Origin of the sequence: Orrella dioscoreae, from assembly GCF_900089455.2 — a bacterium.
In the GTDB taxonomy this organism is placed as follows: Bacteria; Pseudomonadota; Gammaproteobacteria; order Burkholderiales; family Burkholderiaceae_B; genus Orrella; species Orrella dioscoreae.
On the sequence record NZ_LT907988.1, the window covers coordinates 2,194,271 to 2,220,706 of the forward strand.

Annotated in this window: 26 protein-coding genes; 11 read left to right on the plus strand and 15 right to left on the minus strand. The window is 68.1% G+C overall.

What is annotated here, in order from left to right; all coding sequences use genetic code 11:
* Positions 1 to 3: 3 nt before the first annotated feature.
* The 3 genes from ODI_RS10255 to ODI_RS10265 all read left to right on the plus strand — a co-directional run bounded on the left by ODI_RS10255 (position 4) and on the right by ODI_RS10265 (position 2,337).
* A complete protein-coding gene (locus ODI_RS10255) occupies positions 4 to 879 on the plus strand; it encodes a type II secretion system F family protein (RefSeq protein WP_067759912.1) in 876 nt (291 codons plus the stop codon).
* Complete coding sequence (locus ODI_RS10260; protein ID WP_067759909.1) at positions 879 to 1,220, plus strand: DUF192 domain-containing protein; 342 nt, start codon at positions 879 to 881, stop codon at positions 1,218 to 1,220. Before ODI_RS10255 ends, ODI_RS10260 begins: the two co-directional genes overlap by 1 nt.
* 91 nt (positions 1,221 to 1,311) lie before the next feature.
* Positions 1,312 to 2,337 carry a Kelch repeat-containing protein gene (locus ODI_RS10265; protein WP_067759907.1) on the plus strand — a complete coding sequence of 342 codons (1,026 nt, stop codon included), beginning with the start codon at positions 1,312 to 1,314 and terminating at the stop codon, positions 2,335 to 2,337.
* A 4-nt stretch (positions 2,338 to 2,341) separates the two neighbouring features.
* On the opposite strand, the gene ODI_RS10270 is transcribed toward ODI_RS10265, so the two are convergent.
* Complete coding sequence (locus tag ODI_RS10270) at positions 2,342 to 3,241, minus strand: LysR family transcriptional regulator (protein WP_067759904.1); 900 nt, start codon at positions 3,239 to 3,241, stop codon at positions 2,342 to 2,344.
* A 142-nt stretch (positions 3,242 to 3,383) separates the two neighbouring features.
* On the opposite strand from ODI_RS10270, the gene ODI_RS10275 reads away from it, so the two are divergent.
* From ODI_RS10275 to ODI_RS10285, 3 genes are read left to right on the plus strand one after another with little or no spacing between them, the layout of a single operon-like run.
* Positions 3,384 to 4,028, plus strand: coding sequence for a (2Fe-2S)-binding protein (locus tag ODI_RS10275; protein WP_067759901.1), 645 nt, complete (start codon positions 3,384 to 3,386; stop codon positions 4,026 to 4,028).
* Entirely contained in the window at positions 4,028 to 5,044 is a 1,017-nt protein-coding gene (locus ODI_RS10280; RefSeq protein ID WP_067759898.1) for an FAD binding domain-containing protein, read from the plus strand. The genes ODI_RS10275 and ODI_RS10280 overlap by 1 nt, the downstream gene beginning before the upstream one ends.
* Complete coding sequence (locus ODI_RS10285) at positions 5,041 to 7,215, plus strand: xanthine dehydrogenase family protein molybdopterin-binding subunit (RefSeq protein WP_067759896.1); 2,175 nt, start codon at positions 5,041 to 5,043, stop codon at positions 7,213 to 7,215. Before ODI_RS10280 ends, ODI_RS10285 begins: the two co-directional genes overlap by 4 nt.
* Here ODI_RS10285 and ODI_RS10290 read toward each other — a convergent pair.
* Together ODI_RS10290 and ODI_RS10295 are read right to left on the minus strand one after the other, a co-directional pair.
* Positions 7,210 to 8,010 carry a BPSS1780 family membrane protein gene (locus ODI_RS10290; protein WP_067759893.1) on the minus strand — a complete coding sequence of 267 codons (801 nt, stop codon included), beginning with the start codon at positions 8,008 to 8,010 and terminating at the stop codon, positions 7,210 to 7,212. The two genes, ODI_RS10285 and ODI_RS10290, sit on opposite strands and share 6 nt — an antisense overlap.
* A 46-nt stretch (positions 8,011 to 8,056) precedes the next feature.
* Positions 8,057 to 9,025 (minus strand): homoserine kinase, encoded by a 969-nt coding sequence (locus ODI_RS10295; RefSeq protein WP_067759891.1) that lies wholly within the window; start codon positions 9,023 to 9,025, stop codon positions 8,057 to 8,059.
* A gap of 273 nt (positions 9,026 to 9,298) precedes the next feature.
* On the opposite strand from ODI_RS10295, the gene ODI_RS10300 reads away from it, so the two are divergent.
* Positions 9,299 to 9,502, plus strand: coding sequence for a cold-shock protein (locus tag ODI_RS10300; RefSeq protein ID WP_067759888.1), 204 nt, complete (start codon positions 9,299 to 9,301; stop codon positions 9,500 to 9,502).
* 163 nt (positions 9,503 to 9,665) lie between these two features.
* Here the strand turns inward: ODI_RS10300 and ODI_RS10305 are convergent, their stop codons facing one another.
* Positions 9,666 to 9,995 carry a hypothetical protein gene (locus ODI_RS10305; RefSeq protein ID WP_067760158.1) on the minus strand — a complete coding sequence of 110 codons (330 nt, stop codon included), beginning with the start codon at positions 9,993 to 9,995 and terminating at the stop codon, positions 9,666 to 9,668.
* Between the two features lie 209 nt (positions 9,996 to 10,204).
* Here ODI_RS10305 and ODI_RS10310 point away from each other — a divergent pair, with 209 nt between their 5' ends.
* Positions 10,205 to 10,843, plus strand: a complete 639-nt coding sequence (locus tag ODI_RS10310; RefSeq protein WP_067759886.1) for an OmpW/AlkL family protein — start codon at positions 10,205 to 10,207, stop codon at positions 10,841 to 10,843.
* Positions 10,844 to 10,955: 112 nt separating this feature from the next.
* Here the strand turns inward: ODI_RS10310 and ODI_RS10315 are convergent, their stop codons facing one another.
* From ODI_RS10315 to ODI_RS10325, 3 genes are all read right to left on the minus strand, one after another.
* On the minus strand, positions 10,956 to 12,002 hold the full coding sequence (locus ODI_RS10315) for a serine hydrolase domain-containing protein (RefSeq protein ID WP_067759883.1): 1,047 nt from the start codon (positions 12,000 to 12,002) through the stop codon (positions 10,956 to 10,958).
* 133 nt (positions 12,003 to 12,135) lie between these two features.
* On the minus strand, positions 12,136 to 12,903 hold the full coding sequence (gene map / locus ODI_RS10320) for a type I methionyl aminopeptidase (protein WP_067759881.1): 768 nt from the start codon (positions 12,901 to 12,903) through the stop codon (positions 12,136 to 12,138).
* On the minus strand, positions 12,900 to 13,112 hold the full coding sequence (locus ODI_RS10325) for a ParD-like family protein (protein ID WP_067759879.1): 213 nt from the start codon (positions 13,110 to 13,112) through the stop codon (positions 12,900 to 12,902). Before ODI_RS10325 ends, map begins: the two co-directional genes overlap by 4 nt.
* 130 nt (positions 13,113 to 13,242) lie before the next feature.
* On the opposite strand from ODI_RS10325, the gene ODI_RS10330 reads away from it, so the two are divergent.
* Positions 13,243 to 13,917 (plus strand): 2-hydroxychromene-2-carboxylate isomerase, encoded by a 675-nt coding sequence (locus tag ODI_RS10330; protein ID WP_067759876.1) that lies wholly within the window; start codon positions 13,243 to 13,245, stop codon positions 13,915 to 13,917.
* Here the strand turns inward: ODI_RS10330 and ODI_RS10335 are convergent.
* From ODI_RS10335 to ODI_RS10355, 5 genes are all read right to left on the minus strand, one after another.
* A complete protein-coding gene (locus ODI_RS10335; RefSeq protein ID WP_067759874.1) occupies positions 13,908 to 14,663 on the minus strand; it encodes an iron ABC transporter ATP-binding protein in 756 nt (251 codons plus the stop codon). The genes ODI_RS10330 and ODI_RS10335 overlap by 10 nt on opposite strands.
* Positions 14,660 to 15,652 carry an iron chelate uptake ABC transporter family permease subunit gene (locus ODI_RS10340; RefSeq protein WP_408635925.1) on the minus strand — a complete coding sequence of 331 codons (993 nt, stop codon included), beginning with the start codon at positions 15,650 to 15,652 and terminating at the stop codon, positions 14,660 to 14,662. Before ODI_RS10340 ends, ODI_RS10335 begins: the two co-directional genes overlap by 4 nt.
* Positions 15,653 to 15,669: 17 nt before the next feature.
* Positions 15,670 to 16,698, minus strand: a complete 1,029-nt coding sequence (locus ODI_RS10345) for an ABC transporter permease (protein ID WP_082985530.1) — start codon at positions 16,696 to 16,698, stop codon at positions 15,670 to 15,672.
* The gene (locus tag ODI_RS10350; RefSeq protein ID WP_067759871.1) at positions 16,685 to 17,620 is read right to left on the minus strand and encodes a siderophore ABC transporter substrate-binding protein; all 936 of its coding nucleotides are present in this window, start codon (positions 17,618 to 17,620) and stop codon (positions 16,685 to 16,687) included. The genes ODI_RS10345 and ODI_RS10350 overlap by 14 nt, the downstream gene beginning before the upstream one ends.
* A 157-nt stretch (positions 17,621 to 17,777) precedes the next feature.
* On the minus strand, positions 17,778 to 19,766 hold the full coding sequence (locus ODI_RS10355) for a ligand-gated channel protein (protein ID WP_074046865.1): 1,989 nt from the start codon (positions 19,764 to 19,766) through the stop codon (positions 17,778 to 17,780).
* A gap of 195 nt (positions 19,767 to 19,961) precedes the next feature.
* On the opposite strand from ODI_RS10355, the gene ODI_RS10360 reads away from it, so the two are divergent.
* Together ODI_RS10360 and ODI_RS10365 are read left to right on the plus strand one after the other, a co-directional pair.
* Positions 19,962 to 20,693 (plus strand): response regulator transcription factor, encoded by a 732-nt coding sequence (locus tag ODI_RS10360; protein ID WP_098020892.1) that lies wholly within the window; start codon positions 19,962 to 19,964, stop codon positions 20,691 to 20,693.
* Between the two features lie 5 nt (positions 20,694 to 20,698).
* Complete coding sequence (locus tag ODI_RS10365; protein WP_067759867.1) at positions 20,699 to 22,198, plus strand: HAMP domain-containing sensor histidine kinase; 1,500 nt, start codon at positions 20,699 to 20,701, stop codon at positions 22,196 to 22,198.
* Here the strand turns inward: ODI_RS10365 and ODI_RS10370 are convergent.
* The 3 genes from ODI_RS10370 to gspE form a co-directional block, all read right to left on the minus strand.
* Positions 22,100 to 22,543, minus strand: a complete 444-nt coding sequence (locus tag ODI_RS10370; protein WP_067759864.1) for a pyridoxamine 5'-phosphate oxidase family protein — start codon at positions 22,541 to 22,543, stop codon at positions 22,100 to 22,102. The two genes, ODI_RS10365 and ODI_RS10370, sit on opposite strands and share 99 nt — an antisense overlap.
* Before the next feature lie 1,223 nt (positions 22,544 to 23,766).
* On the minus strand, positions 23,767 to 24,975 hold the full coding sequence (gene gspF, locus ODI_RS10375; protein ID WP_067756901.1) for a type II secretion system inner membrane protein GspF: 1,209 nt from the start codon (positions 24,973 to 24,975) through the stop codon (positions 23,767 to 23,769).
* A 19-nt stretch (positions 24,976 to 24,994) separates the two neighbouring features.
* Complete coding sequence (gene gspE / locus ODI_RS10380) at positions 24,995 to 26,428, minus strand: type II secretion system ATPase GspE (RefSeq protein WP_067756904.1); 1,434 nt, start codon at positions 26,426 to 26,428, stop codon at positions 24,995 to 24,997.
* Positions 26,429 to 26,436: the final 8 nt, after the last annotated feature.

Genomic DNA, 26,436 nt, shown 5'->3' on the forward strand with positions numbered 1-26,436 from the left:
GGGATGCTGACGTGGCTGAGCATGGGAGCGGCGGCGTGCGCCGTGGGCTGCGTGGTGCTGCTGGTCTTGCGGCCCTGGACGCGCAGCCTGTCGCTGCCTGCGGGCGAAGCGCGGCTGCCCTGGCCATGGCGCTGGGCCTGGCCCTGGTTGCAGGCTGCCGAGCCGGCGCTGCACGGCCTGGTGGGCTGGCGCCGCCGTGCCATCCTGGCCGAGGCGATCGCGCGTGCAGGCTACGGCGGCGCGCTGCGTCCTGGCCACGTGGCGGCGGCGCAGGTGTTGTCAGCCTGTGTCGGCGCAGGCGTCGTGTCGCTGATCGCGATCTGGCTGGACGCCGTGTCGTCGCGCATGGCCTGGCTGGCGCTGGGACTGGGCATCGTGGCGGCGCTTGTGCCGGGCGTCTGGCTGGGCGCTCGCCGGCGGGAACGCGCGCGACGCATGGGGCGGGAGTTGCCGTTCCTGCTGGACATGATGACCTTGTGCATGGAGGCCGGGCTCAACGTGCAAGGCGCCTTGCAGCAAGCGGTGGAGCGTGGCGCGGCGGGCCCCTTGCGTGATGGCCTGGGCGACGTGCTGGCAGACGTCCGTGCGGGCATGTCGCGCGTGGCCGCCTTGCGGGCCCTGGCACAGCGCAGCGGCTTGCCGTCGCTGCATGCCTTGGCCTCCGCCATCGCGCAAGCCGACAGCCTGGGCATGAACCTGGGGCCGGTGTTGCGGGCACAGGCCGAGCGGCTGCGCGCCGAGCGTCTGCTGCGGGCGGAGCAGCAGGCGCTGGAGGCGCCAGTGAAAATGCTGGCGCCGCTCATCCTGTGCATCTTCCCCTGCACCTTCCTGGTGTTGGGGTTTCCGATCGGCTATCGCCTGCTGCAGGCATCGTTCTGATGCGTGCGCCACCCCCCTTGCGCCTCATCCGGGCCGTCTCCTTCCCCCAGCGGCTGGCGGGCTGGTTCGGCCAGCCGCCGCCCGACCAGCATCATGGGCTGTGGATCCGCCCCTGCCGTGCCATCCACACGCTGGGGCTGCGTGATGCCATCTGCGTGGCGTTCGTGGATCGGGAAGGGCGGGTGCTGCGTGTCATTCCCGCTTTGAAACCCTGGCGGTTCGCCGCGTGCCTGCGCGCCGCCAGCGTGGTCGAGCTGCGGGTGGGGGCGCTCGACCACGCGCAGGGCGGCATCGCCCGCCTGCAGGCTGCCATCCGGCGTGCCATCCCACCCATTGCTTAAGCAGGCTAACCAGCCTGATCAGCCCTGCCTGGCTAGTCGCCGCCCCAGGCGCTCCCTAACATTCGTTCAAGCAACTGTCAGAGAGACCCCCATGCAACGACGCGACATCCTGCGGATCACCGCCGCCCTGGCCGCGCTGCCTTTCGCCCGCCACGCCCAGGCCCAGGCCAGCGCGCCGCAATGGACCACCGCCGCCGCGGCCTCCCTGGCCCGCCAGGAGCTTTACCCCACGGTGCTGAACAGCCGCATCTACGTGGCCGGGGGCTTGCTGAACCCCAACACGGGCTACTCGGCGCATTTCGAGTCCTATGACCCCGCCGCGGACCGCTGGACCCGCCTGGCCACCTTGCCAGCGGCCCGCCACCACATCGCGCTGGCCACCGCCGGTGGGCTGATCTACGGCGTGGGGGGCTTCAGCGGCGGCTTTCCCAATTGGCGCGCCGAGGCCTCGACCTATGTCTACGAGCCGGACGCCGACCGTTGGACCGACGGTGTGCCGCTGCCGTATCCGTCGGCCGAGGGCGTGTGCGCCGCCATCGGCAGCCGGGTGTATCTGGTGGGCGGACGCATCCGCGAGCATGACGGCGCGCGCCACTTCAACGCACACGCGGATACGACGCAAGGCGTGGTGTTCGACCCGGCCCAGGGCCGCTGGTCCGCCATTGCCCCCGCGCCCACCGCCCGCAACAGCGCGGCGGCGGCGGTGATCGATGGGCGCCTGTATGTGGTGGGCGGACGCCAGGCCATCAAGCAGGCCGATGGCTCGCTGCGGCAGGTGAATGTGCCTGCGCTGGAGGTCTATGACCCGGCCCGGGACCGCTGGACCTCGCGCGCACCCATGCCGCAGGCGCAAGGCGGCCTGGCGGCGGCGGCCCTGGATGGCCGTCTGTATGCGTTCGGTGGTGAGCAATGGGTGCCCGAGCAGAAGGTGTTCGCCGAGGCCTGGGTCTACGAGCCCAAGCGCGACAGTTGGGCCGCGCTGCCTGCGCTGCCCACGCCGCGGCACGGCCTGGGGGCGGCCACGCTGGGCAATCGCATCCACGTGTTCGGCGGCGGCACGCGTGTCGGCGGCGACCACGCCAGCACGGTGCACGAGGTGTTGAGGATCCAGGGCTGACGGCTCATGGCCACGGGTAGTCGCGGATGAAACCCAGGAAGGCGCGCATGGCGGCGCTGGTGTGCCGCCGGCTGGGGTAATACAGATACCAGCTGGGCAGGGTCTGCCTCCAGTCGAGCAGGACTTCGACCAGGCTGCCTGCCGCCACGTGCGCGTGGACGTAGTCATCGAGGGTGTGCGCGATGCCGGCACCCGCCAGCGCGGCCTGCAGTTCCTGCTGGGCCGAACTCAGCGTCAGGCGCCCCTTGGGCACGATTTCCAGCGTCTCGCCGTCCTTGGCGAATTTCCAGGTGACGAGCGTGCCGCCAGGAAAGCGCCGCCGGATGCATTCATGCGCCAGCAGGTCGCCGGGCTGTTCGGGCGTGCCGTGCGCTTGCAGGTATGCCGGCGAGGCCACGATGGCGTAGTGCAGGCGCGGCCCCAGCGGCATGGCGATCATGTCCTGCGCCAGCTGGTTGCCGAAGCGCACGCCCGCGTCGAAGCCTTGCTCGACGATGTCCACGATGGCGGCATCGCTGATCAGTTCGATGTTGACGTCGGGATGCGTCTGCATGAACTGGAAGGCCAGGGGGCACAGGACGTGATCGACGGCGGGGCCGGGGGCATTGATGCGCAGCGTGCCCGAGGGGTTTTCGCGGAATTGGTTCAGGCCGTCCACGGCCACCCGGATGTCCTGCAGCGCGGGCGTCAGCAAATGCAGCAGGTGCTCGCCGGCCTCCGTGGGCGCGACGCTGCGCGTGGTCCGGTGCAGCAGGCGGATGCCCAGCGCTTCTTCCAGCGCGTTGATGGACTGGCTGATGGCCGATGACGAGACGCCCCGGCTGGCGGCGGCAGCGCGAAAGCCGCCGTGCCGTACGACGTCACCGAAGATTTCCAGGCTGTCCAGGCGTAGGGGAGGGGGCATTGCAAAGCTCTGCTTAACACGCTGATCGGCCCTAATTTAGCGCATCCGACGGCTGCACAAGGGATGCCTTGGCTAAGATTTTCAAGACGCTTCCCGGTACTCGGATCCAGGGCTGGGGCGAAGACTCGAACAAAGGAAAACCATGACCAGACTTGCATGCGCATCCAGGGACCCAGGCGAGACACTGTCGTTCACGCGGCGGGACATCCTGCGGGGCGGCGTGGCCGTCACGGGGGTATCCGTCACCGGCATCGGCCTCTCCGGCACATCAGGCGCCGCCGCGTCGCCGCAGGCGGAAGCAAGGCCGGGACAGGACGTTCCCCTGCGGCTGCAGGTCAACGGACTGCCGGTGGACGTGCTGATCGATACGCGCAGTTCGCTGCTGGATGTGCTGCGCGAGCAGCTCGGGCTGACCGGCGCCAAGAAGGGCTGCGACCACGGCCAGTGCGGCGCCTGTACGGTGCACGTCGATGGCCGGCGCGTGGTGGCTTGCCTGACGCTGGCGGCCAAGATGCAGGGGCGCTCGGTGCTGACCATAGAAGGGCTCGCGCCCGAGGCTGGCACGTTGCATCCCATGCAGCAGGCCTTCATCGATCATGACGCGCTTCAGTGCGGTTATTGCACGCCGGGGCAGATCATGGCGGCGGTCGCCTGCGTGCGCGAAGGGCATGCCAGCTGTGCGGCGGACATCCGGGAGTCCATGAGCGGCAACCTGTGCCGTTGCGGCGCCTACGCCGGCATCGTGACGGCCATCCAGGATGCCGCGGCCAACATGGAGGCGACCTGATGCAGCCATTCGCCTATACCCGGGCCGCCACCCACGAGGATGTCCTGGCCGAGCAGGCGCGCACGGGCGCGCGCATCCTGGCCGGCGGCACCACGCTGTATGACCTGATGAAGCTCGGCCTCGAAACGCCGGCGCACGTGATCGACGTGACCGGCGTGGCAGGCCTGGCCGAGATCGGCGAAGCAGGCGGCGAACTGGTCTTCGACGCCCTGGCGACCATGGGCGACGCGGCCGCGCATCCCCTCGTGCAACAGCGGGCGCCGGTGTTGGCCGAGTCCCTGTCGAAGGCGGCTTCCCAGCAACTGCGCAACATGGCGACGCTGGGGGGCAATCTCCTGCAACGTACCCGTTGCGCCTATTTCCGCAATGGGCCGGCCTATCCCTGCAACAAGCGTGCGCCGGGCAGCGGCTGCGCGGCACAAGAGGGGCTGGATCGTGGCCACGCGCTGTTCGGCGGCAGCCCGTCCTGCATCGCGGTCTATCCGGGCGACTGGGCCGTGGCGCTGGTGGCGCTGGATGCCAGCCTGGACGTGGCGGGCCCCGGCGGCGTGCGTCGCGTGCCGGTTGCCGGGCTGCACCGCTTGCCGCAACAGACGCCGCAACTGGAAACCGTGCTGGCGCCTGACGAGATGATCCTGCGCATCCGGGTGCCGCTGGGGCAGCGCGGGCAGTTGGGCAGGGCCTCCACGTATCACAAGATCCGTGATCGCGAGTCCTATGCCTTTGCGACGGTATCCGCCGCGGTGGCGCTGGAACTGGACGGCGGCGTCGTGACGCAGGCGCGTATCGCGCTGGGCGGCGTCGCGACCCGTCCCTGGCGCGTGCCCGCCGCCGAGCGTGCGCTGGCGGGAAAACCGCTGGATCGCGCGGCGGCGCGGCAGGCTGGCGTCATCGCCTTTGCCCAGGCCCGCCCGGGCCGCCACAACGGATTCAAGATCGCGCTTGGCGCAGAGGTTGTCGCCGATGCATTGATGATCGCTGCCGAACGCGGCAGCCAGGCAGGAGAGCAGGCATGACGACGGCCACGTATCCCGACCGCGCCCGGGTCGATGCGCGCGACAAGGTGCTGGGCAAGACCCGGTTTGCCGCGGATGTGCCGTTGGCGCGCATGGCCCATGCCATGACGGTGCCCTCGCGCATCGTGCGCGGGCGCATCGTGTCGTTCGATCTCGCGGCCGCCCGGGCCGTCAAGGGCGTGCTGGCCGTCCTCACCTGGCACGACTTCGAGGGCGTCAAATCGCCGGGCTTCTTGATGCGGGGCGGTTATGCGTTCCAGGGCCACCAGCCGATGCTGTCCGACAGGCTGGTGCACCGCGGAGAACCGATAGCGCTGGTGGTCGCGGAAAGTCTCGCCATTGCGAGCGACGCCGCGGCGCGGGTCCGGGTCGAGTACGAGGAAATGCCTTTCGGCGCCGTGATGGAATCCCCCCTGGCGCAGACGCTCGAGGCGACACCCACGCACACGCGTGGCGATACCAGGGCCGCGCTGGCGACGGCCGCGTTCCGTGTCGAAGGTGAGTACCTGTCGCCACTGCAATGCCAGAACCCGATGGAGCTCATCTCGACCACCGCCGCGTGGCAGGATGGCACGCTGACCCTGCACGAGGGCACGCAGAACTCCGGCGCGCTGAAATTTGGCGTGGCGGCGGCGCTGGGCCTGGACCCGGCCCGGGTCGAGGTCAAGAGTCCCTATCTTGGTGGCGGTTTCGGCCAGAAGAATTCCCTGCAGGGCCAGACGGTCCTGGTCGCGCGCGCCGCCATGTTGCTGGACCGCCCGGTGAAGCTGGTCATGCCCCGCGCCCAGCTTTTCCACACCTCGAGCTTTCGTCCGGCCAGCCGCCACAGGGTCCGCCTGGGCGCGGATGCAGAGGGGCGACTGGTGGCCGCCAGCCACGAGGCCGACATGCAGAACGGCCGCGAGGATACCTTCGCCGCGAACTTCAGCGAGCTGACCGCGCGCCTCTACGACACGCCCAATTATGAAAGCAGCGTCAGGCTGGTGCGCACGGATGTGCAGACGCCGGGCTTCATGCGCGCGCCATTCGAGCAGCCGGCGGCGTTCGCCTTCGAAAGCGCGATGGATGAACTGGCCCATGCCGCGGGGCGAGACCCCTTGGCGTTCCGGTTGGCGAACGATGCCGTGCGTGACCCGGTCACGGGGCATCCCTTTTCCTCGCGGTTCCTGAAGGCCTGCCTGGAAGAGGGCGCGCGGCGTTTTGGCTGGGAACGGCGCGGCACGGCCCCTGCGTCGATGCGTGCCGCCGACGGCACGCGCATCGGCTGGGGCGTCGCGGTGGGCGCCTACAAGGCGGCCATGTCGCCGTCGATTGCCCGCCTGCGGGTGCGCGCCGACGGCAGCACACGCCTGTCGGTCAGCGGCCACGAAATGGGGCAAGGCATACGCACCGCCATCTTTGCCGCCCTGACGGAAGGGCTGGCCATCGACCCGGACCGGGTCGAGATCGTCATCGGCGACCCGGGCGCCGTGCCGCAACACCTGACGGCGGGGTCGTGGGGCACGGCAAGCACCGTGCCGGTGGTGAGGCAGGCGGCCCAGGCCTTGCAGGCCCGCTTCGACGCCCTGCGCGACGGCCGGCCTGTCCACGGCAATCTGCACCAGATGCTGGCGCGTTGGCGGCGTCCGCATATCGAAGTCGAAGTGCGCCTGCAGGCGCCTGGCCAGCCGGACGCGGTGTTCCAGCGCCTGCAGCGGGGGCTGCCCGCCGCGGGCGGCCCGGACTATCCGGCGTTCGTGAGTTTCAGCCATGTCGCGCACTTCGTGGAAGTGCGTATCGAGCCGGGCACGCGCCGCATCCGCGTGCCCAGGGTGGTCAGCGTGGTCGATTGTGGCCGGGTGGTCAGTCCTCGCACGGCCGCCAGCCAGGTGCGGGGCGGGGTGGTGTGGGGGATAGGCGCCGCGCTGCGCGAGGCCGCCGAGGTCGATCCGCGCCATGGCGGTGTGCTGAACAACGACCTGGCCGAGTATGTCCTGCCGGTGAATGCCGATATCGGGGAGATCGACGTCGGTTTCATCGACCGGCCGGACCCGCTGCTGAACGAGGCCGGCGTGAAGGGTATCGGCGAGGTGGCGATGGTGGGCGTGGCAGCGGCGATCGCCAACGCGATCTTCCACGCCACGGGGCGCCGGCTGCGGACGCTCCCGATGCGCGCCGAGGACCTGCTATAGCGGGTCCTGCGCCTGCGCGCGTTCGATGCCGAACACCGTGGTGTAGTTGGCATAGAAGCTGCAATACAGCACGGCGCCCAGGATGATGTTCAGCGGTACCTGCAGCATGCCCACCAGTTGCGAGGACAGGCCGATGCCGGCCAGCAGCGTGCCCAGCAGGTCGATGGCCAGGAAGACGCCGCCCCAGACGATGCCATAGATGGCAAAGGCCCACTTGTTGCGCCAGCAGGCCAGGAGGGAGAAGAACAGGGCCTGGCGCAGCGGCACGTCGTTCAGCGCCACCAGGGGCGGCGTGAACCAGAAGAGCGTGGCCACCAGCACGTAGAGCACCGCGAAGATGATGAGCGGCGTGCGCATCGCATCCAGCAGCAGGGTGACTTCGGCGACGGCGTTGCCGTCGGCTGCCACCACTGCTTCCATGGCGGTCGTCAGCTCGCCCAGGAAGGGGACGAAGGCGATGAGGCCAGCCAGCAGGCTCAGGCCCACGTACAGCGCACCGATGCCGCTCAGGCGCTTGAAGACGCCCGGCCGCTTGAGCGGATGCGTCCACATGGCGGGCACGAGCTTCTGGCCGGATTCGGCGAAGCGCGCGGCCGACAGCGTCATGACCGTGACGGTGGGCATGAGGCCGACGAAGAAGATGGGGCCGATGGGCGGCGTGAAGCTGGCCAGCATCAGGAAGAGGCTGATGCACATGGCCCAGGTGAACCAGGGCATGGGCTGGCTGGCGAAGAGCGCGTAGCCGGCGCGCACCCAGTACCAGCCTGCGGAGACGGGAAGGGAAAGTGCTTGCATGTGTGGTGGCGTCGTCAGGGTGAGGCGTCTTTGAGGCGTTGGAGGCTCAGGGCAGCTGCGGCAGGTCCTGGCCCTGGCGCGCGCGCAGCACGCGCTCGAAGTGGCGCGGATCGTGCGGCTTGAGCGTTTGCGCGGGGCGGGGACGATGGTAGTCAAACAGCCGTGACAGCCAGAAGCGCAGGGCCGCGCCGCGCAGCATCGCGGGCCAGGCCTGGCGCTCGGCGTCGGTGAAGGGGCGGATCCCGGCATAGGCCTTCAGCCAGGCGTGCAGGCAGGGCAGGTCGAAGGCGCCGGTCTCGCGCACGATGCACCAGTCGTTCACCGACACGGCCACGTCGAAGAGCCAGGTGTCCCAGCCCGCGAAGTAGAAGTCGATGAAGCCACCCATGCGGGGCGATTCGAAGGTGCCGGCAAAGAGCACGTTGTCGCGGAACAGGTCGCAGTGGCCCGGGCCTTGGGGCAGGCCCTGCCAGGCCGGCGTGGCCGCCAGCGTGCGCTGTTCGGCCAGCGTGGCCTGGAGCAGCTCGGCTTGACCAGCATCAAGGAAAGGCAAGACTTGCGGGGTGGTGCTTTCCCACCAGGAAAGGCCGCGCAGGTTGGGCTGGCGAATGCCGAAGTCCTGGCCGGCCAGGTGGGCTCGGGCCAGCGTGGCGCCAGCCAGCGCGCAGTGGTCGGGGCCGGGCGCGGGCTCATAGCCGCCGGGCAGGCGCGTGACGATGGCCGCGGGCTTGCCGTTCAGGCTGGTCAGGCGGGTGCCGTCCTTCAGCGTCTGGGGCTGCGGCACGGGAATGCCACGCTCGGCCAGGTGGTGCATCAGCTCGATATAGAACGGCAGTTGTTCCGCTGTCAGCACCTCGAACAGGGTCAGGACGTATTCGCCGCGCGTGGTGTGCAGGAAGAAGTTGGTGTTTTCGATGCCGGCCGTGATGCCGCGAAGAGAAACCAATTCTCCCAGGTTGTAACGGTTTAGCAGTGCGCGGGCGTCGTCGTCGGAAACAGCGGTGAATACGGCCATTGGGGTGTGTAGTAGGGGAATGTCCGGGGATAAAAAGAAGGGGGCGGTGCGAGTTTCGGCCCTTCGGTCACGGGATTTTAGACCACCCTGGCTGGGGGTGTTTGACCAGTGCCCCAAGCCGCGCATACACTGCGCGCTGCAAAGATCTTTCAAGCGACGCGGTTAGTTCAGGTTGTCGCCGTCACTGGTGTAATTGCTGTGGCCAATCTCTTCCTTGATCGTCTGGCGTATTGGGCATTCAGCCCGGTTTTTCACAACATTTAAGGAATTAAGATGGCTAACGGTATCGTCAAGTGGTTCAACGCCGAAAAGGGTTATGGTTTCATCACCCCCGATGAAGGCGGCAAGGACCTGTTCGCGCACTTCTCGGAAATCCAGACCAACGGCTTCAAGACCCTGGAAGAAAACCAGCGCGTCAGCTACGAAGTGGGTCAAGGCGCCAAGGGCCCGACCGCGACCAACATCCAGGTTCTGTAAGAACCCCAGGCGGCTCTGCCGCCTCGCCGGATGATCGCCGTCCTCGTTGACGGCGCCAGACCCCCGACGGGAAACCGCCGGGGGTTTTGCTTTGTGGGGCAGGGCCACGGCGCTGGGCGCTTTTCCCGCCGCGCCCGGCGTGCGGCGTGACCGCGTGCGTGCGTTACAGCGGCTTCAGGCCCACGGTGTACGCGCCGGCATTGCCGTGGGCGGTGTTGCGGATCTTCAGCATGGTGCCGTTCGGGGCGAAGTCGAACGACTGCTGCGGCGCTTCGAACCAGACGTGGAAGCTGGTGCGCGCGAACTCGGGCACCCAGATGCGGGGACGGTTCTCGTCGCAGTTGAATTCGACGGTGGTGCGTTCCACCGTCAGCGGGCGCGTGTTGCCGATGCGATAGCTGGCCTTCAGCTCGGCGCGTTGCGTCTTGCCGGGCGTCCAGGGCAGGCCCAGGCTGGCAAGGAAGTTCTTCATGGCGTCGACGTCTTTGGACACGGTGATCTCCGGCGCGGGGGCGCGCAAGGCAGGACTGCGGGGGATGATGAATGCCGCGCAAAACAGGGGCGCTGTGGTGCTGGCGCAACCCGGCATTCTAGGCGGCGTGCGCCCGGCGGGGCAAACCGGCGCGGCTTGATATGCCGCAAGGCGGGACCGCGGGGCGGCTGAGACAGTATGGCTTCGACATATTCCCTTTGGAGAAGACCATGAATTCCTCCGTACGCGCTGGCCTGATTGCCGCCAGTCTGCTGGCCACCGGCCTGACCATGGCGCCCGTTCAGGCGCACGAGGCAGGCGATTGGCTGCTCAAGGCTGGCGTCACGCAGGTGCGTCCGAAGTCGGACAACGGCAGCGCGCTGAACGGCGCGATCAATCTGGATGCGGACAGCTCCACGCGTCCCAGCCTGAGCCTGACCTACATGGCCACGCGCAACGTCGGGATCGAATTGCTGGCCGCCGTTCCCTTCAAGCACGATGTGCACGGCTCGGGCGCCGTGAACGGCAAGATCGTCGAAAGCAAGCAACTGCCGCCCACCCTGACGGTGCAGTGGCACTTCCTGCCTGAGTCGCGCGTGCAGCCTTACGTGGGCATCGGCCTGAACTACACGAACTTCTTCGACACCAAGGCCGTGGGCGCGCTGCAAGGCAGCAAGGTCAGCCTGTCCGATTCCTGGGGCTTCGCCGCCCAGATCGGCGCCGACGTGATGATCGACAAGAACTGGTTCTTCAACGCCAGCCTGCGCTACATCGACATCTCGACCGACGTGAAGCTCAACGGCCAGAAGATCGGCACCGCCAAGATCGATCCGTGGGTGCCCACGATCGCCGTCGGCTACCGCTTCTGAGCATTGCCTGGCATGGACCGTGCCCGTCCGATGGCGGGCGCGGGATTGGGGGGAAGGCTCATGCTCCCGCCTGGCCGCCTCGGCGCGTTGCGCCGCTGGCGTTTTTTTTCGTTCAAGGCCGACGATGCGTCGATCGCGTCGGCGGCGCGTCGTCGACCGACGCGATGATCTGGCCCAGCAACCGGTGCAGGTCGCCGCGGTGGCCGTTGCGGGCCGAGGCGCTGCGCGCGTCCGAGGTCATGACGGCGGTCATGCCCAGCCTGGGCACGACATAGAGCATCTGCCCGCCATAGCCCCAGCCGTAGCGCACGTCTTCGCCCGCGATACGCGTCAGGAACCAGGCATAGCCATGGCCGTCGCCGGTCCAGGGCGATTGCGTGCGTGGTTGCCACGAGGCGTCGATCCAGGCCTGCGAGAGCAGGCGCTCGCCGGAGGCGTTGACCCCGCCGCGGCGATACAGTTCGCCGAAGGCCAGCAGCGAGCGCGGGCTCATGGCCATTTCATTGCCGCCCAGCGGAATGCCTTGCGGATCGCGGGTCCAACTGGTGATCTCGAAGCCCTCCAGCGGTCCCAGCCAGTCGCGCGCCAGTTGCAAGGACGAGCGCCCGCTCTGGCGCGTCAGGATGGCCGACAGCAGGTGCGTCGAACCGGTGGAGTAGATCATCCGGCCGCCCGGCTCGCCCTCGAAGGGACGCGCCAGCGCCGCGCGCACCCAGTTGCGGCTGGCGACCCAGGCGCCATAGTTCGCGCCGGATGTCGAGCCCAGCCCGGCCTGCATGGACAGCAGGTGGCCGATCGTCAGCGCCTGCAGGCGCGGGTCGGGGTCGGGTGGCAGCGCGGAAGCCAGCAGCGGCGCCACGCGCTGCTCGGTGCCCGTCAGCACGCCCTTGTCGATGGCGATGCCCACCAGCGCGGACATGACCAACTTGGAGGCAGACTTGATGTTGGTGGGTTCGGTGGTGCGATGCTTGCGGCAGCCGCGTTCCGCAAGCACCTGCCCCTCGCGGGCGACGATGACCGTTTCCAGCGGCGCCAGCGCGCAGGCCTGCGCCAGCACGGTGCCCAGGGGCGTGGCGGATACGGCGTCGGCGGCACGCGCGGAGGATGCGCCCGATGTCAGCAGGGTGGCCGTGGCAACGAGCGCCAGGGCCTTGCGCATCAGCGGTGCGCGGGCACGGCACGGGCGGAGGAGGGCTGGGACGGGCATGGCGGGTCGCTCTGTGACGGTGTTCTGGTTCAGACGCGTCATGCCCGCCAATGTTCCATGCGCCGGCGCGCGTCCGCGCCGCCCTTCAGCGCAAGGGCTTTTCCCCCGGCCGCAGCGTCAGCACCCGGACCCCGTCCGCCGTGACGGCCACCGTGTGCTCGAACTGGGCCGAGAGTTTGCCGTCGCGGGTGACCACCGTCCAGCCATCGTCCTCGGTCTCGACCTCGCGGCGGCCCTGGTTGATCATGGGCTCGATGGTGAAGGTCATGCCTTCGCGCAAGGCCTGGCCGGTGCGCGGCTTGCCCCAGTGCAGGATCTGAGGCGACTCGTGCATCTCGCGGCCGATGCCGTGCCCGCAGTATTCCTGCACGACGGAATAACCGTTGCGCCTGGCATGCTGCTCGATGGCGTGGCCGATGTCGCCCAGGCGCGCGCCGGGGCGCACCGCCTGGATGCCTTTCCACATGGCTTCGTAGGTGATCTGCACCAGCCGCCGGGCGGCGGGCGAGACCTCGCCGACCAGGTAGGTCTTGCTGGAATCGGCGATGTAGCCGTGCTTCTCCAGCGTAATGTCGAAGTTGACGATGTCGCCGTCGCGCAGGATCTCGGTGGCCGATGGCACGCCGTGGCAGACGACCTGGTTGCGCGAGGAATTGAGCGCATGGGCATAGCCGTACTGCCCCTTGCTGGCCGGCCGGGCCTGCAGCGTGTCCGTGATGTAGCGGTCCACCATATTGTTGACCTGCAGGGTCGACATGCCGATGAGCGGCAGGGTGTCCAGGTAGGTGAAAACTTCCGCCAGCAGCCTGCCCGATTCCGCCATCAGGGCGATTTCCTCCGGCCGCTTGCTCATGCCGGGGCGCCGGTGAGCGCCTGCGCGTCGACGCCGGCCGCGCGCAACTCGCGGCGCACGATCTCGTTGAAGCTCAGCGTGGGGTTCATTTCGCTCAGCATGCCGATCTTGATCCAGAACGCGGCTTGCGCGTTGATGGAACGGCAGGCCACGGCGCTGGCTTTGCGGAGTTGGTCGTGCAGCTCATCGTCGATGTTTACGATGCCCATGGAATACGCCTTTATATGAATCGTATATGGATCATATCATTCCTGTCTTTCCCAGGCAGGGAGGAGGCCTTGCCGGGCGTAAGATCAAAGGCTTGCCGCCTGTCTCCCGCCACTGTCTTCAGGAGCGTTCATGGTTCACCCCGATCCCGCGTCGCGTCCCTCGGCCACGATTGAAATGTGGTTCGATTTCGCCAGTCCCTACAGCTATCTGTCCTTGGTGCGTGGAGGGCCACTGGCTGCGCAGGCGGGTGTGACGGTGGTCTTGCGGCCCTTCATGCTGGGGCCCATCTTCAAGGCCCAGGGCTGGGATGACACGCCGTTCCGGCTCTATCCGAGCAAGGGCCTCTACATGCTGCGCGACGTCGTGCGCCGCGCCACGCGTTTCGGGGTGCCGTACCGGCAGCCCAGCGCCGTACCGCGCCTGGGCCTGCTGGCCGCGCGCATCGCCATCCAGGGGCAGGACGAGGCGTGGTGCCGGCCTTTCTGCGAGGCGGTGTTTCGCGAGAACTTCGTGCACGATCGCGATATCCAGTCTCCAGCGGTCATCGCGGCGGTGCTCCAGGCGCTGGGGTTGCCCTCCACGCTGCTCGAACAGGCGGGCGAGGCGCCCGCCAAGGCGGCGCTGAAGGCCCAGACCGAAGCGGCGGCCCGGCGGGGCGTGTTCGGCGCGCCGTCGTTCTTCGTGGGAGAGGAAATGTTCTGGGGCGATGACCGCCTGGAGGACGCGCTGGCATGGGCCCGCGCGCCCGGCCTGCCGCCTGCCGCGTCACCGGCCACGCTGGCGGGCAGCGCGCTTCAGAAATAGACGCAGATGCGCTGGCCGTCCAGTTCGTGGACGGCGATGTCCATCTGGTAAAGCTCGCGCAACACTGGGGGCTGGATGATCTCGTCGGGCGTGCCGTGATAGGCCAGCTTGCCGTCGCGCATGGCGATGATGCGGTCGGCATAGCACGACGCGAAGTTGATGTCGTGCAGCACCACCAACACGGTCTTGCCCAACTCGCGGGCGGCGCGCCTGAGCAGCTGCATCATGGCTACGGCGTGGCGCATGTCCAGGTTGTTCAGCGGCTCGTCCAGCAGGACGTAGTCGGTGTCCTGGCACAGCACCATCGCCACGAACGCGCGCTGGCGCTGGCCGCCGGACAGCTCGTCCAGGTAGCGGTCGGCCAGCGGCCCCAGCGACAGGTAGTCGATGGCCCGGTCGATGTGCGTCTTGTCGTCCAGCGTCAGCCGTCCGCCGCTGTGCGGATAACGGCCGAAGCCCACGAGGTCCCGCACCGTCAGGCGTAGCGGCAGGTGGTTGTCCTGGCGCAGGATGGCCAGGCGGCGCGCCAGCTCGCGGCTGTCGCAGCGCGTGACGTCCAGGCCGTCGACGCTGACCCGGCCTTCGCTCATGGGCAGCAGGCGGCTGATCATGGACAGCAGCGTGGACTTGCCCGCGCCGTTCGGGCCGATGATGGCGGTCAGGCCTTTCGCGGGAATGGTGAGCGTGACGCCGTCTACCACGACGGTGTCTTCATAGCGTTTGCTGAGTTGCTTGACTTCGATCATCGGCGCAATCTACGGGTGACGAGGGCGAGGAAGACGAGTCCGCCCAGGAATTCAATGACGACGCTGACGGGTACGCTCAATCCCATGACGCGCTCGAGCAGCGCCTGGCCACCCACCAGCATGACGACGCCCAGCAGCACCGCGGCGGGCACGACCAGGCGATGCCGGTCCGAGCCCATCAGGTGATAGGCCAGGTTGCTGACGAGCAGGCCGAAGAACGTGACGGGTCCGACCAGCGCGGTGGACACGGACACCATGACGGCGATGAGCGCCAGCGTCAGCATGAGCGTGCGGCGATAGTCCACGCCCAGGTTGATGGCGACGTCGCGGCCCATGGCCAGCACGTCGTAGCGATGGCGCAGGCGCCAGGCCACCAGCGACGCGCCCGCCACGGCCACCGCCGAGGCGCCCAGCAGCTCGGTCTGGATGCTGTTGAAGCTGGCGAACATGCGGTCCTGCAGCACCAGGAACTCGTTCGGGTCGATGAGCCGCATCATGAACGAGGACAGGCTGCGGAACAGCAGGCCGAACACGATGCCCACCAGCATCACGCGGTGCAGGCTGTGGGCGGCGCCGGTGAAGAGCCAGCGGAACAGCAGGCAGGCAAAGGCCGTCATGAGCGCGACCTCGGCCAGGAACTTCGCCACGGGCGGCGCGCCCTTGCCGTTCAACTCCAGGCCGAGGCCGAAGACCAGGATGGTCTGGATGAGCACGTACATCGCGTCGAAGCCCATGATGGAGGGCGTCAGGATGCGGTTGTGCGTGATCGTCTGGAACAGCACCGACGAGACGGCGATGGCGTAGGCCACCAGCAGCATGCCGGCCAGCTTGCCGCTGCGAAAGGGCAGCACGAAGCCCCAGTTGCCGTTGGCGCCCAGCGTCATGAACGCGGTGATGGCGCCGGCCGCGGCCAGCGCAAGCAGCGCCAGCCGCCAGGGGGCGGTCAGGCGCGAGGCGCGGGGAAGAAGGGATATCAGGCTTGCGGTCACGGTGCGTCGTCGCGGGCTCAGCCGGCGCGGGTCCGGCGGTTGAGCAGCAGGGTCAGGAAGAGGGCGCTGCCGACGATGCCCACCACGGTGCCGATGGGGATTTCATAGGGGAAGTGCACCAGCCGGCCCAGGATGTCGCAGGCCAGCACGAAGCCGCCGCCCAGCAGCGCCACCCAGGGCACCGAGCGCCGCACGTTGTCGCCCAGCAGCATGCTGACCGCGTTCGGCACGATGAGGCCCAGGAAGGGAATGCTGCCCACGGTCACCACCACGACCGCCGCGATGGCCGAGACGATGAGCAGGCCGGTCAGCAGCAGCTTGCGGTGGTTCAGGCCCAGGTTGGTGGTGAAGTCGCGGCCCATGCCGACCACGGTGTAGCGGTCGGCGGCGAGCATGGCGGCACAGGACAGGCCCAGGCCGATCCACAGCAGTTCGTAGCGGCCGCGCAGCACGCCCGAGAAATCGCCCACGGTCCAGGCGCGCAGGGACTGCAGCATTTCATAGCGGTAGGCGAAGAAGGTGGTGGTGGCTTCCACCACGCCGCCCAGCACCAGACCCACCAGCGGCACCATGAACGGCGAGCGCAGCGGCACGCGGCGCAGGATGCCCAGGAACAGCAGCGTGCCCGCCATGGCGAAGGCCGTGGCGACGAGCATCTTGCCGACCACGGGCAGGCCGGGCGCCAGCAGCGCGACGGTCAGCATGCCCAGCGCGGCCGACTCCATGGTGCCCGCGGTCGAGGGTTCGACATAGCGGTTGCGCACGAGCATCTGCATCATCATGCCCGCGACGGCGAGCGAGACGCCGGCCAACAGCAGCGCCAGGGTGCGGGGCACCCGGCTGATCAGCAGCAATTGCCAGGCGTCGGAGTCCAGCCGCCCGGCCAGGAGGTCATCGCGCAGCGCGGGCCAGGAGAGGTCGCCGGCGCCGATGCCCACGCTGATGACGCAAAGGCCCAGCAGCAACGCCACCAGGCCGAACAACCACGCAGGGTTGGCCAGCCGCGCGGATGGCGCAGCGGCCAGTGGGGCACTACTTGGCGGCATCGAGGGCGTCGACGATCTGCTTGATGTTGGAGAGCATGGCAGGGACGCTGGCATTGCCCAGCAGGTACCAGTTGGTGCTGTCGAGGTAGATCACCTGCTTCTTCTTCCAGGCGGTGGTGCGGCGCACCAGTTCATTGTCCAGGTACTTGTTGGCGGCGACCCCTTCGCGGCCGATGGCGGCGTCGCGGTCGATGACCAGCAGCCAGTCGGGATTGGTCTTGGCGATGAACTCGAAGGAGATGGCCTGGCCGTGGTTGGCCATGTTCAGGTCGCGCACGGCCGGCGGGAAACCGTAGGCGTCATGGATGACGCCGAAACGCGAGCCGGGGCCATAGGCGCTCATCTTGCCGCCGGTGGTCAGCACGATGAGGCCGGTGCCGGCGCCCGCCGCGCGCTGCTTCAGGCCGGCGATGGCCTCCTGCAGCTGCCTGGACAGGGCCGCGCCTTCGGCTTCCTTGTGGAACAGCCTGGCCAGCGTGTCGGTGTTGCGCAGCACGCTGCCCACGAGGTCCTTCTGGTCGACGGTTAGGTCGATGGTGGGGGCGATGCGTGCCACGTCCGGGTACTTCTCGGCCGAACGGCCGCCCACGATGACGAGGTCGGGCTTGGCGGCGTGGATGACTTCGTAGTTGGGCTCGAAGAGCGTGCCGGTGCGCAGCACCTGGTCGGTCTCGTAGCGCGACAGGCGGGGCGGGAACCTGGCGACCGGCACGCCGGCGACGTTCACGCCCAGGGCATTCAGCGTGTCCAGCGAGGCCACGTCCATGGAGATGACCTTGGCGGGCGGCGACGCGACGGCGGTGGTGCCGCGGGCGTGCTTGACCTGCTGGGTGTCGGCATGGGCGAAGGTTGCGCACAGGCTCAGGGCGAGCGTGGCCGCGCCGCGCGTCCAGCGCCGGACGGAAAGGGAAGGGGTGGACATTGGGATGGAACTCCTTGTGCTGCGGAGGAAACGTAACGGTCGTGCCAGGCGAAGCATGTGCGGCGGATGGACAATCCTGATGACAAGACGCGCATCACATCATGGGTGGCGCCACCCGCGCAAGACGAGCGGCGCCGAACTGTTTCAAATCGATGAATCAGAACTTCACGCCCAGACCGAGCCAATAGCGGCGTCCGTCTTCCACATAGCCGTAATCGTCGTTGGTGACCGTCTTGTCGAAAAGGTTGTAGATGCCGGCATAGGCCGTCACGCGTTCGGTCATGGCGTAGGATGCGCCCAGATCGAAGAACGTGTAGGAAGGCGCCACGATGGTGCTCGAAGATGCCTGGGTGATGGGCTGGCTCTCACGGCCGCGATAGGTGACGCGTGCCCAGGTCTGCAGTCCTTCCGTGGCTTGCCAGTTCAGCGAGGTGGTAAAGATGTGGCGGGGCAATTGGTTCAAAGGCTGACCTTTGTACTGGCCGGACTTCTGCTCCGACTTCGTATAGGTATAGCTGCTCTTCACCGACCAGGCGGCCGACAGATCCCAGCCCAGGCTGGCTTCCACGCCGCGCGAGATCGCGTCATCGACGTTTTCGTAGGTGGTGGGGTCGCGCCCGAATTGGTTGGGACCATCCGTGCATTGCGTCGCCGGGCAAGTCACGCGGGTGATCTTGTCCTTGAAGTCGTTGTTGAATAGCGTCAGGCCGGCATTCAAGCCCGCGCCGTCGTCATAGTTCAGGCCGATCTCTTGCGTGACCGACTTTTCGGGCTTCAGGTCGGGGTTGCCGTACATGTTGCCACCGCGACTCACCTGGCCCCAGCCCGCGACGGTCTGGCGCAGGTTGGGGGCGCGGAAGCCGGTGGAGACGCCGCCTTTCAGCGTCCAGCGGTCGGCGAGGTGCCACACGCCATACACGCGGGGGCTGTAGTGGGTGCCGAAATTCTCGTCGTCATCCATGCGCAAGCCCGCCGTCAGTGCGAAGCTGTCGGTCATCTGCCACTCGTTCTCGGCGAAGAGCGCCCATTGGTAGCGTTCGACGTTGGTGATGCCGGTGCGCAACTGGTTGCCGGTCTGATCATCCAGCTTCTGCTCCAGATAGTTGGCGCCGACGGTCAGCATATGGTCGCCCAGAGGCAGCGACCAACTCGATTGCGCCTCGAAGTTCTTGATCTTCATCTGGCGCGAGCGGTTGTCGAAGGTCTCGTGTTGCACGTAGCTGTCCGAGACTGCCTTGCCCCAGCGGCCTGTGTGCGAGAGCGAGTACTTTTCCTCGCGGTAGTCGTTCAGCGACAGCGCGCCAGTGGCCTCGAGGGTCTTGCCAGGCGTTTCTTCCCGCTTCTGGCGTCCGGTGGTGGCCTGCAGGACGATGTCGTGGTCGCGCGTCGGCGTCAGTGCGAGCTTGGCGGTGGCGCTGGTTGCGCGGCGGTCACGGAAGCCACCGATGATGCGGTCTTCGTCGCGCTGGGTGTATTGGCCGTAGACCTGCAGTCCCAGCAGGTCGGTCTTGATAGGGCCGCCCAGGTAGAAGTTGCCCTGGTAGATATCGCCCGACCGATTGTTCTCCTGGATCGTCACATCGGTGCGGATTTCACCCGACCACTCGGTGGGGACCTTGCGCGTGATGATGTTGATGACGCCACCCATGGCATCGGAGCCATACAGCGAGGACATCGGGCCGCGGACGACCTCGATGCGCTCGATGGCCGACAGGGGAGGGGTCCAGCCGCCTTCGACGCCAGCGCCGTCGGAGTTGGTGCGCGTCTCACGAGAGTTCTGGCGCTTGCCGTCGATCAGGATCAAGGTGTATTGCGAGCCCATGCCGCGCAGCAGGATTTCCTGGCGATCGCCACCGCCATCCACGATCACGCCCGGCACATCGGCCAGTGCGTCGTGCACATCGCGATAGAATTTCTTGTCGAGATCATCGCGGGTGATGACGCTGATGGAGGCGGGCGCATCCTGGATGGCCTGCGCGTGCCCGGAGGCGGTCACGACCACATTGTCCAGCGTCTGCACGGCGACAGCTTGCGACTGTGCCAGCGCGCTGGAGAAAGCGCTGCCAGTGCCAAGCAGGCACAGTGCCGCGGCAAGCCTGGTGCGCCGCGGGACGCGAGAAATGTGATGTGTTGCCTGGGGCTGCATGATTCGAGCTTCTCCGTACTGTCGAGGCTGTGCTGGCACCGTCTGCCAAAGCCGTTTCTGAATATGAATGAAAACAATTCTCATATTAGAATTGCCCCAAAATGCCTCAGCAACACCTCTTGCCCATACTTTGATGTTCTTTGCATTTCTTGACTCTGGCGCTGCCTTGCACGCCGCGCGTGGAGGATGGCCCGCATGACTCCCTTTCCTCCCTCCGCCGACGAGAAGCGGCGTGTGCTGCTCGTGGATGACGACGTCGAGTTGGCGCAGATGCTGTGCGAGTACCTCGAACCCGACAACTACGTGGTGTCGCTGGCCCACACGGGCGCCCGGGCACGCGAACTGCTTGCCCAGCAGGACTTCGACATCGCCTTGCTGGACCTGATGCTGCCCGACGCCAATGGCCTGGATCTATTACGCCGCTACCGTGGCGCGTCCCACAAACCCGTGATCATGTTCACGGCCCACGGGTCGGAAACCGACAGGGTGCTGGGGCTGGAGCTGGGCGCCGACGATTACCTGGCCAAGCCTTTCAGTCCGCGTGAACTGAAGGCGCGTATCCACGCCGTGCTGCGCCGTTTCAGCGTGGCGGACAGCCAGGCGCGGCAGCCAGGCCTGCTGACGGCCGGCGCCCTGTCGATGGATCCGGCCAGCGGCCGCACGCGCCTGGGCGAGACCGCGGTGGAGCTCACCGGCGCCGAGCAGCGCATCCTGGAACTGCTCCTGCGCTCGCTGGGGCAGATCGTCTCGCGCGAGCGCATCGGGCTTTACGCACTGGGCCGCGCGCCCGGGCCGTATGACCGCAGCGTCGAGACCCACATCAGCAGCCTGCGCAAGAAACTCGACTTGACGGCCGACGATGCGCCGCTGACCTTGCGCAACGTGCGCGGGCAGGGCTACGTGCTGGCCTGCCCCTCGGTGCCCTGAGCGCCATGTTCTGGCGCAGCTTCCTGGCGTTCTGGTTGGGCATGGCCGCGATCGTGGCGGTGGGCGTCGCGCTGACGGCGTCCGTTGCCTGGCAGCGCGTCACCTCGCTGGACCGCCTGAGTCCGGCCAACCTGATGCAGGACGCCAGCCAGCTGGCGCGCCTTGAAGGGGAGACCGGCTTGCGGCGCTGGGTCCAGGCCATGGACCGCCGCTATTCCGCCTTGCGCATCTACCTGGTGGGCGAGAACGGCCAGGACCTGCTGGGCCGGGAGATTCCCTTGCGCGTGCGTGACCTGCTGGACAGCACGCCGGAAAGCTATGCCAGCGATGCGCTGCGCGGCATGGCCTATTACGCCGCGCCTTCCAGCCCCGATGCCGTGCGCCTGTCGTGGTGGGAGCCGCAATCCGTGGTGCTGCCGTCGGGTGAGTCGTTGCGCGTGGTGTTCCAGCCCTACGATGCCTCGCAATGGGATGCCCTGGGCGCCTGGCAGGTGCTGGTGGCGCTCATCGCCATTGCGCTGGTCGTGACGGCGCCCTTGTGCTGGCTGCTGGCGCGGGCCGTGAACAAGCCGGTGCAAGGCATCCAGCACGCCGCGCGCCTGCTTGCCGTGGGCAGGCTCGATGCCCGGACGCCCGCCGCCTTGAGCGGCCGGGGCGACGCGCTGGGCCAACTGTCGCGCGATTTCGACGCCATGGCCGAGCGCATGCAGGATTTCGTGCAGGCCCACGAGGCCTTGCTGCGCAACGTGGCGCATGAACTGCGTTCGCCGCTTGCGCGCCTGCAGTTGTCGGTGGAGCTGGCGCGGCGCAAGGACGGCACGCTGGACCTGCAGCTGGACCGGATCGCGCGCGAAGGCGAACGGCTGGACGAGCTGGTGGGCAACACCTTGCGCCTGGCCCGCCTGGGCGGCATGACGCTGCCGGCCGATGCCGTGGACCTCTCCGAGATCGTCGACCAGGTCGTGGAAAACGGCCGCTTCGAGGCCTCTGCGCGGGGCGTGCGGATTGCCTGGCATGTGGCGAACGCGGTGCCGATGCGCGGCGATCACGCCAGCCTGGAAAGCGCCGTCGAGAACATCCTGCGCAATGCCATCCGGCACAGCCGGCAGGACGGCCTGGTGCAGGTGTCCCTGTCGGCCGACGCCGACCGTGCGCGGGTGGAAATCCTGGATGCGGGCCCGGGCGTGCCCGAGGCGGAACTGGCACGCATCTTCCAGCCGTTCTACCGGGTGCGCAGCGCGGTGCCGACGGGCGGCGGCGCAGGCCTGGGCCTGAGCATCGTGCAGGCCTGCGCACGCGCGCATGGCGGCGAGGTGCTTGCCGCCAATGCCGGCGGCCAGGATGGCCAGGGCGGGCTGCGGGTCAGCCTGGTGCTGCCGCGCCGCCTGGCACGTGAGGGCGGGGCGTCAGGCCGCGACGGCTTCGCGGCGCCACACCAGTTTGCCGCCGAAGCCGAGCAACCGGTTGTCGGTCAGCTTCAGATGGTTCAGCGCGATGCGCCATAGCGGCGCCGCCATCGCGATGGCCGAGGGGAAGCGGCAATAGAAGGCGCGCTGGGCGCTTTCGAGTTCTTCCATGGGGATGAGCCGGGCCGTGCCCGAGAACTGCACACCCAGGATGTCATCGACGGACAGCGCCTGCCCGGCAATGCAGCCCGCCACGCTGGGATTCAGCGGCAAGGTGCCGCCATGCCAGGTGTCGTGCGCGGCCTGGATGATGAGGCTGGTGTCGGCGTCGTCGTAAAGATAGAAACCGTTGGCGGCCCAGGGCTTGCCGGCCCAGCAGGTGGCCAGGGAAAGCACATGGTTGTCCTCCAGGAAGCTGGCGATGCGGGCGTCGAGTGTCTGCATTGAGAGTCCTTGGGCCGCGGCAGGCGGCGGAGGAGAGAAGCGCGCTTGCGGCGCCTCGGGGTTGGCACGGCCTGACCGGCCCGGCATGGCGTTTAAGGGGGGGCGCCAAACCGGACCGGGGGCCGTTGACGGAACAATAAGGGAGGGGGAGGTAGGGGGTATTGACGCAGGTCAATGGGGGGGAATTTGCCAGGTTTGGGGGTGTGTGCTGCTAGGTCGACGGTCATGCGCCGCTGGGTTGATGGCTTGTGTTGTGCGCCGCTGGGTTGACGGCTTGTGCACCGCTAGGTTGACGGCCGCCGAGGGTGGTCGTGCCGTCGGGCGCCTGCCGCGTGGTGGGGCGCCCACAGCGCCCCGCCCCCCGCAGAAGGCGCCCGCCGTCCCGCCCACCCTCGACGTCCTGCGGTTGAGTGGTGTGTACCGGAGTCAGCCGCCGGAGTCCTGCTCGCATTCTTGCCTGCCGCTCGCTGCCTGCCCGAAGATCTTGGCTTGCCGCTGACCAATGGGCGCCCACAGCGCCCATTGGTCAGCATTCGCGAAAGAAAAAGGGGCAGCTTTTGAGAGAGGGGGGAAGGGGAGTGGAGGTGGGTGGCATCGCGCTTCGGGCGGGGGCCCCCGTGAGGCTGCGTTGTCTGCTTGGAGGCGTTGTTCCGTCAGCGTGACTGAATGGCGGGAGTCTTGCGCGGGCAGAGGCACCGAGACGCATGATGAGCCAGGCGGCTTCGGCAAATTGGTGGCGGTGGTGGAGCAGCCTCCCCAAGCAGGCAACACGGCCAAGCGGCGCCCGTAGCCCGAAGCGCGCTGCCTCCCCCCTCCACCTCTCGCCCCCACTCTCCCAAAAGCTGCCCTATTGCTTTCCCGAATGCTGACCGGAGGGCGCTGTGGGCGCCCTCCGGCCAGCGGCAAGCCAAGATCTTCGGGCAGGCAGCGAGCAGAAGGCAAGAATGCGAGCAGGACCAAGGTGGCTACCCAAGGTCCAGAACACAACATTGCAGGACGTCGAGGGTGGGCGGGACGGCGGGCGCCTTCTGCGGGGGGCGGGGCGCTGTGGGCGCCCCACCACGCGGCAGGCGACCGACGGCACGACCACCCTCGGCGGCCGTCAACGAAGCGGTGCGCAAGCCGTCAACCTAGCAGTGCACAACACAAGCCATCAACCCAGCGGCGCATGACAACCCAAGCCAACGCCCCCGAATCCAATCAAGCCCCCTCCAGCAGCGTCTCTACTTGATCATCTGGTTCATCTCGATGATCGGCATCATCACCGCCAGCACGATCACCAGCACGACTCCGCCCATGATCAGGATCATCAGCGGCTCCAGCATCGCCGTCATCGCCATCGCCCGTCGCTCCAGGTCGCGCGACAAGGTTCCCGCCGCGCGCTCCAGCATCGGCGGCATGTCCCCGGTCCGTTCGCCGCTGGCGATCAGGTGGACCAGCAGGGGCGGAAAGACCTGCTGGGTTTGCAGCGAGGCGGCCAGTGCCGCGCCCTCGCGTACGCGGCTGGTGGCGTCGGTCACGGCGGCGCGCAGGCGCACGTTCGTCAGCGTGTCGCGCGCCGCGTCCAGTGCCCGCAGCAGCGACACGCCGCTGCCGCCCAGGATCGCCAGCGTCGACGCGAAGCGCGCCGCGTTCACGCCCAGTTCGAAGCGGCCGAACACCGGCAGCTTCAGCAGCTTGGCGTGCCACGCCAGCCGCGCCGCCGGCGCGCGCAGGCGCAGCCGCCACAGCGTCACGGCCAGGGCCAGCGCCACCGCTGCGATCACGCCCCAGTCGCGCACCAGGCTGCTGGCGCCCATCATCATGCGGGTCAGCAGCGGCAATTGCTGCTTGGTGTGGGCGAAGGCGCCCACCACCTGCGGCACCACGTAGCCCAGCAGGAAGAACACGATGCAGACGGACACCACCGCCACGATGGCGGGATAGATGAAGGCCGTCATCACCTTGCCGCGCAAGGCGTTGCGTTCCTCGATGTAGTCGGCCAGCTTCTCCATCACGCGGGCGAGGTCGCCGGATTCCTCGCCGGCCGCCACCAGCGCCCGATAGATCTCGGGGAAGTCGCGCGGGCGGGCGCCCAGCGCGTCCTGCAGGCGGTGGCCGGCGCGCACGTCCGCGCGGACGGCCGCCAGGGCGTGGGCCACGTGGCGTTTTTCCGACTGGTCCAGCGTCGCCGAGAGCGCCGCGTCCAGCGACAGGCCGGCGGCCAGCAGGCCCGACAGCTGGCGCGTCAGCCAGCCCAGGTCCGCGTCGGACAGCGTCGGTCCGAAGCGGCCCTGCACGCCCGCGCGGGTGCGGCCGGCTTCCTTGACCGACAGCGGCACCAGGCCGCGGCCGCGCAGGACGCCGCGCGCGCCGCGGTCGGAATCGGCGTCGACGAGACCGCGTTCGCGCTTGCCCGCGGCATCGACGGCTTCGTAATGAAAGGACGGCATGGCGGTCTCCTGTCCGGGCTCAGGCGTCGCGCGTGGCGCGGATGACTTCCTCTTGCGAGGTCAGGCCTTCGCGCACCCAGCGTTCGCCGTCTTCGCGCAGCGTGCGCATCCCGTTGGCGCGCGCGGCTTCGCGCAGCGCGGGTTCGCCCGCGTCGGCGTGGATGAGCCCGCGCAGGTTTTCGTCGATGACGAAGAGTTCGTGGATACCCGTGCGGCCTGAATAGCCGGTGTGATTGCAGCGTTCGCAGCCCACGGCGCGCCAGGCCGGCGAGCCGTCGGGCGTGGCGGTGGTCTCGCGGCAATGCGGGCAGAGCTTGCGCACCAGGCGCTGGGCCAGCACGCCGAGCAGCGAGGACGACAGCAGGAAGGGCTCGACACCCATGTCAGTCAGGCGCGTCAGCGCCGAGACCGAATCGTTGGTGTGCAGCGTGGCCAGCACCAGGTGGCCCGTCAGCGACGCCTGCACGGCGATCTGTGCGGTTTCCAGGTCGCGGATCTCGCCGATCATGATGACGTCCGGGTCCTGGCGCAGGATGGCGCGCAGGGCCAGGGCGAAAGACATGTCGATGCGCGAGTTGACCTGGGTCTGGCCGATGCCGGGCAGGTCGTATTCGATCGGATCCTCGACCGTCAGGATGTTGCTGGTGGTGGCATCCAGCCGCGCCAGCGAGGCATAGAGGGTGGTGGTCTTGCCGCTGCCTGTCGGGCCGGTCACCAGCACGATGCCGTGGGGCTGGCGCACCAGCCGGTCCAGCTGGCCCAGGATGTCCGGCGCCATGCCCAGCCTTTCCAGTTGCAGGCGGCCGGCTTCCTTGTCCAGCAGGCGCAGCACGGCGCGTTCGCCGTGGCCCGTGGGCAGGGTCGACACCCGCACGTCGATGGGGCGGCCGCCCACGCGCAGGGCAATGCGGCCGTCCTGGGGCAGGCGCTTCTCGGCGATGTCCAGGTTGGCCATGATCTTGATGCGGGAGATCAATGCATTGTGCAGCGCGCGGCGCGGACTGACCACGTCGCGCAGCGTGCCGTCGACGCGGTAGCGCACCACCGAGTGCGTCTCGAAGGCCTCGATGTGGATATCGCTGGCGCCGTCGCGCGCGGCTTGCGTGAAGAGCGCGTTGATCATGCGGATGATGGGCGCGTCGTCCTGTGCGTCCAGCAGGTCGGTCACGTCTGGCATGTCCTGCAGCAGGCGGTCCAGGTCGATCTCGTTCTGGGCCGTGTCCATGACGGTGGCGGCATCGCCGTTGCCGGCATAGGCCGCTGCCAGCAGCGTTTCCAGCTCTTCGTCGGGCGCTTCGCGCACCTGTGCCTGCGGATTGCAGCGCATGGCCTCGGCGCGCGCCCATTTGGGTGTGCGCGGGCTGAAGGTCAGCCAGACGCCGTCCGGCCGCACCGAAAGCAGCGCGCGTTGCGCGCGCGCCCAGGCATAGGGCAGCGAGTTCGAGGCCTGCATCCCTGTCT

Coding starts and splice junctions, on each gene's coding strand:
- ODI_RS10260 (WP_067759909.1), top strand. CDS start 879: ATGCGTGCGCCACCCCCCTTGCGCCTCATCCGGGCCGTCTCCTTCCCC.
- ODI_RS10355 (WP_074046865.1), bottom strand. CDS start 19,766: ATGCAGCCCCAGGCAACACATCACATTTCTCGCGTCCCGCGGCGCACC.
- map (WP_067759881.1), bottom strand. CDS start 12,903: ATGAGCAAGCGGCCGGAGGAAATCGCCCTGATGGCGGAATCGGGCAGG.
- ODI_RS10365 (WP_067759867.1), top strand. CDS start 20,699: ATGTTCTGGCGCAGCTTCCTGGCGTTCTGGTTGGGCATGGCCGCGATC.
- ODI_RS10370 (WP_067759864.1), bottom strand. CDS start 22,543: ATGCAGACACTCGACGCCCGCATCGCCAGCTTCCTGGAGGACAACCAT.
- gspE (WP_067756904.1), bottom strand. CDS start 26,428: ATGCAGGCCTCGAACTCGCTGCCCTATGCCTGGGCGCGCGCGCAACGC.
- ODI_RS10325 (WP_067759879.1), bottom strand. CDS start 13,112: ATGGGCATCGTAAACATCGACGATGAGCTGCACGACCAACTCCGCAAA.
- ODI_RS10290 (WP_067759893.1), bottom strand. CDS start 8,010: ATGCAAGCACTTTCCCTTCCCGTCTCCGCAGGCTGGTACTGGGTGCGC.
- ODI_RS10335 (WP_067759874.1), bottom strand. CDS start 14,663: ATGATCGAAGTCAAGCAACTCAGCAAACGCTATGAAGACACCGTCGTG.
- ODI_RS10345 (WP_082985530.1), bottom strand. CDS start 16,698: ATGCCGCCAAGTAGTGCCCCACTGGCCGCTGCGCCATCCGCGCGGCTG.
- ODI_RS10295 (WP_067759891.1), bottom strand. CDS start 9,025: ATGGCCGTATTCACCGCTGTTTCCGACGACGACGCCCGCGCACTGCTA.
- ODI_RS10265 (WP_067759907.1), top strand. CDS start 1,312: ATGCAACGACGCGACATCCTGCGGATCACCGCCGCCCTGGCCGCGCTG.
- ODI_RS10310 (WP_067759886.1), top strand. CDS start 10,205: ATGAATTCCTCCGTACGCGCTGGCCTGATTGCCGCCAGTCTGCTGGCC.
- ODI_RS10350 (WP_067759871.1), bottom strand. CDS start 17,620: ATGTCCACCCCTTCCCTTTCCGTCCGGCGCTGGACGCGCGGCGCGGCC.
- ODI_RS10360 (WP_098020892.1), top strand. CDS start 19,962: ATGACTCCCTTTCCTCCCTCCGCCGACGAGAAGCGGCGTGTGCTGCTC.
- gspF (WP_067756901.1), bottom strand. CDS start 24,975: ATGCCGTCCTTTCATTACGAAGCCGTCGATGCCGCGGGCAAGCGCGAA.
- ODI_RS10315 (WP_067759883.1), bottom strand. CDS start 12,002: ATGCGCAAGGCCCTGGCGCTCGTTGCCACGGCCACCCTGCTGACATCG.
- ODI_RS10255 (WP_067759912.1), top strand. CDS start 4: ATGCTGACGTGGCTGAGCATGGGAGCGGCGGCGTGCGCCGTGGGCTGC.
- ODI_RS10330 (WP_067759876.1), top strand. CDS start 13,243: ATGGTTCACCCCGATCCCGCGTCGCGTCCCTCGGCCACGATTGAAATG.
- ODI_RS10270 (WP_067759904.1), bottom strand. CDS start 3,241: ATGCCCCCTCCCCTACGCCTGGACAGCCTGGAAATCTTCGGTGACGTC.
- ODI_RS10275 (WP_067759901.1), top strand. CDS start 3,384: ATGACCAGACTTGCATGCGCATCCAGGGACCCAGGCGAGACACTGTCG.
- ODI_RS10280 (WP_067759898.1), top strand. CDS start 4,028: ATGCAGCCATTCGCCTATACCCGGGCCGCCACCCACGAGGATGTCCTG.
- ODI_RS10285 (WP_067759896.1), top strand. CDS start 5,041: ATGACGACGGCCACGTATCCCGACCGCGCCCGGGTCGATGCGCGCGAC.
- ODI_RS10300 (WP_067759888.1), top strand. CDS start 9,299: ATGGCTAACGGTATCGTCAAGTGGTTCAACGCCGAAAAGGGTTATGGT.